Here is a 3,008-nt window from a genome sequence, read left to right as displayed (position 1 = left end):
CGAGTACATGGAGAAGCACTCGGTCAGCCGCATGATCGGCGCGCCCCCCGGCTACGTCGGATACGATGAAGGCGGCGCGCTGACCGAGAGCGTGCGCCGCAGGCCCTACCAGGTGGTGTTGTTCGACGAGGTCGAGAAGGCCCACCCGGACGTGTTCAACGTGCTGCTGCAGGTGCTGGACGACGGCCGCCTGACCGATGGACAAGGCCGCACGGTCGACTTCCGCAACGTGCTCATCATCATGACCTCGAACATGGGCTCGGAATTCCTGGCGGCCCTGCCCGACGGCGACGACGTGGAGAAGGCCCGGCCCGGCGTCATGGACGTGGTGCGCCACCACTTCCGGCCCGAGTTCCTGAACCGGATCGACGAGATCATCCTGTTCAAGCGCCTGGGCCGCTCGGAGATGGACAACATCGTGAAGATCCAGCTCCAACGGGTGGAGAAACTGCTGGCCGACCGGCGGATGTCCATCACCCTGGACGACGCGGCCATGCACTGGCTGGGCGAGCGCGGCTACGATCCGGTCTATGGCGCCCGGCCGCTGAAGCGGGTGATCCAGAAGGACCTGGTCGACCCGATCGCCCGCAAGTTGTTGGCGGGCGAACTGGCGGACGGCGCGGTGATCGATGTCCACGGGTCTGCCGAGGGGTTGGAGATCGGTCGCGCCCAGGTGCACTAGCTCGGCGGCGTCCCACGGCAGCGCCAGCGCGGCCGTGGGATGGCCTACATCACCAGCGGCGCGGTGCGCCCGCCGCGCACCACCACGCGCTTCATCAGCGCCATGTTGGGCGCTCGGGCGTTTCCGACAGGGCGGACGACGGTAATGGCATACCAGGCGCCGTCCGGCAGGCCGCCGAACGCGAACTGGTCGGCGTCATCGCAACTGGTGCGCTTCACGAACGGCCCGGCGTCTCCCGGCGGCGCGTGGGGCGTTCGCGCGCGCACCTCGTCGCTTGGCAGCGCGGCGCGCTCGGCCGAGCCATAGAGCGCCTCCATCCGGCGGATCGCCCAGGCAGTCTCCGGCGTAAGCACGACGCTGGAGCCGGCGCAGGTGAAACGGGTCGGTCCCTGCCGGTAGGTGACCCGGCCGGCGATGATGTTTCCGCCCGCGCGCTGCGACCACGCGAAGTCCGCAGCCGAGAAATTGGCTGAGCCCCTCACCACCGGCGGTGGCGGCGGCGCGCCAGGCGGCGGCGGGCCCAGGCTGGGCGTGGCGCAGGCGGTAACCAGGGTGGCGAGCGTTAGGGCGGCGGCGAGGCGCGCGCTGGATCCGGGGGTCATGTCGCGCAGTCTATAGGGGAATATGACCGCATCGTGCCATACTTAGGATGTCCTGACTGCGCTCATCTGGAAGTGAGTTGGGCGCTCATCACAAACAGGAGAGCCGCCGTGGCCCATCACTTTGAGATCTACAAGGACAAGGTCGGAGAGCACCGCGTCCGATTCATCCGCAATGGCGAAACGGTGTTCTCGACCACCGACAGCTACTCGTCGAAGGCCGGCGCCAAGAAGGCGATCGAGGACTTTCGCAAACAGGCGCCCACCGCCTCGGTCACCGACCTCACCCTCTAGCTGAGGTCGACCACGGCGCGACCGCAGACTTGCTGCGCGTGCGGCCGCACGCCTATGGTCACGCTAGGGATCCACCAGGAGATGATCGATGGCCCACACGTTCGAAATCCATAAGGACAAGGCTGGCGAGTATCGGGTGCGGTTCAAGTACAACAGCGAGACGATCTTCTCGACGGAGGGCTACGCCTCGAAGGCGAGCGCCCAGAACGCCATCGAGAGCATCAAGAAGAACGGCCCCGGCGCGCCGACTGAAGACAACAGCTAGTCGTCGCCCTTCGGCCGTCCGCGGGCGGCCTTGATCGTCGAACGCTTCGCCTTGCCCTCCAGGCGCCTGAGCTTGGAGGCGTAGGTCGGTCGCGTCTTCTTGCGCGGCGGCGGCGGCGGCTCGGCCGCCTTGCGGATCAGGGTGAGGAGGCGTTCCAGGGCCGCCTGGCGGTTCATCTCCTGGCTGCGGTGCTCCTGCGCCACCAGCACGATCACGCCGTCCAGCGTCAGGCGGTTGCCGCTGAGCCTGTAGAGCCGGGCCCGCACCGGCTCCGGCAGGCTGGGGGAGCCGCGCACGTCGAAGCGCAATTCGATCGCCGTGGACACCTTATTGACGTGCTGGCCGCCGGGCCCGGAGGCGCGCACCGCCCGGACCTGCACCTCGTCATCGGCGAGGACGATGGCGTCGGTGACCTCGATCATGCGGCCTGGGATGCCATGCTTCGGTGGGGTTCGGCGAGACTGCGTGGTGCGGCTACGGCGTCCCTCCCTTGACCTTTCGGCAAAAAACCGCTGGAAAGCGCCCGCTTTGCTGCACCCGCGTTGCGCGCGGGCGCGGCCTCTTACCCGTTCAGGAGAACAATCATGCGCGTCTACTATGACCGCGACGCCGACATTTCCCGCATCCTGGACAAGAAGATCGCGATCGTAGGGTACGGCTCGCAGGGCCGTGCGCACGCGCTCAACCTCACCGACTCCGGCGCCAAGAACGTGGCCGTGGCGCTGAAGCCCGGTTCGGCGACCGCCAAGAAGGTCGAGGCCGACGGCCTGAAGGTGATGAGCGTCGCCGACGCCGCCAAATGGGCCGACGTCCTCATGGTGCTGGCCCCGGACGAGCTGCAACGCGGCATCTACAACGCCGAGATCGCGCCCAACATCCGCGATGGCGCGGCCCTGCTGTTCGCCCACGGGCTGAACATCCACTTCAACCTCATCGAGCCGGCGCCCGGCATCGACGTGCTGATGGTGGCGCCCAAGGGCCCGGGCCACACCGTGCGCGGCGAGTACCAGAAGGGCGGCGGCGTGCCCTGCCTGATCGCAGTGCACCAGGACCCGACCGGCGGGGCGATGGACCTCGGCCTGGCCTACGCCTCCGCGATCGGCGGCGGCCGCTCGGGCATCATCGAGACCAACTTCCGCGAGGAATGCGAGACCGACCTGTTCGGCGA

General features: G+C 68.0%; 6 protein-coding genes. 4 read left to right on the top strand and 2 right to left on the bottom strand.

Going from position 1 to position 3,008, the window contains the following annotated elements; translation table 11 throughout:
* Positions 1 to 682, top strand: a 682-nt coding sequence (locus QZV94_RS24260) for an AAA family ATPase (protein WP_293682933.1), incomplete at its 5' end; no start/stop codon positions are given.
* 44 nt (positions 683 to 726) lie between these two features.
* On the opposite strand, the gene QZV94_RS24255 is transcribed toward QZV94_RS24260, so the two are convergent.
* On the bottom strand, positions 727 to 1,284 hold the full coding sequence (locus QZV94_RS24255) for a hypothetical protein (protein ID WP_293682931.1): 558 nt from the start codon (positions 1,282 to 1,284) through the stop codon (positions 727 to 729).
* A gap of 108 nt (positions 1,285 to 1,392) precedes the next feature.
* Between QZV94_RS24255 and QZV94_RS24250 the strand changes: the two genes are divergently transcribed.
* Positions 1,393 to 1,575: a DUF1508 domain-containing protein gene (locus QZV94_RS24250; protein WP_293682929.1), complete on the top strand. Its 183-nt coding sequence runs from the start codon at positions 1,393 to 1,395 to the stop codon at positions 1,573 to 1,575.
* Positions 1,576 to 1,663: 88 nt separating this feature from the next.
* Positions 1,664 to 1,840 (top strand): YegP family protein, encoded by a 177-nt coding sequence (locus QZV94_RS24245; protein WP_293682927.1) that lies wholly within the window; start codon positions 1,664 to 1,666, stop codon positions 1,838 to 1,840.
* Here the strand turns inward: QZV94_RS24245 and arfB are convergent.
* Positions 1,837 to 2,262 carry an alternative ribosome rescue aminoacyl-tRNA hydrolase ArfB gene (arfB, locus tag QZV94_RS24240; protein ID WP_293682925.1) on the bottom strand — a complete coding sequence of 142 codons (426 nt, stop codon included), beginning with the start codon at positions 2,260 to 2,262 and terminating at the stop codon, positions 1,837 to 1,839. The two genes, QZV94_RS24245 and arfB, sit on opposite strands and share 4 nt — an antisense overlap.
* 162 nt (positions 2,263 to 2,424) lie before the next feature.
* Here arfB and ilvC point away from each other — a divergent pair.
* The coding region (ilvC, locus tag QZV94_RS24235) for a ketol-acid reductoisomerase (RefSeq protein WP_293682923.1) at positions 2,425 to 3,008 on the top strand (584 nt) is incomplete at its 3' end.

It is taken from the genome of uncultured Phenylobacterium sp. (assembly GCF_902826855.1).
Classification (GTDB): Bacteria; Pseudomonadota; Alphaproteobacteria; order Caulobacterales; family Caulobacteraceae; genus Phenylobacterium.
Note: the sequence above shows the minus strand (reverse complement) of the source record. Positions and strands in the feature narration are given on the sequence as shown.

Bases quoted from the DNA above. Each gene is read 5' to 3' on its own strand.
- arfB (WP_293682925.1), bottom strand. From the start codon at position 2,262: ATGATCGAGGTCACCGACGCCATCGTCCTCGCCGATGACGAGGTGCAG.
- QZV94_RS24255 (WP_293682931.1), bottom strand. From the start codon at position 1,284: ATGACCCCCGGATCCAGCGCGCGCCTCGCCGCCGCCCTAACGCTCGCC.
- QZV94_RS24245 (WP_293682927.1), top strand. From the start codon at position 1,664: ATGGCCCACACGTTCGAAATCCATAAGGACAAGGCTGGCGAGTATCGG.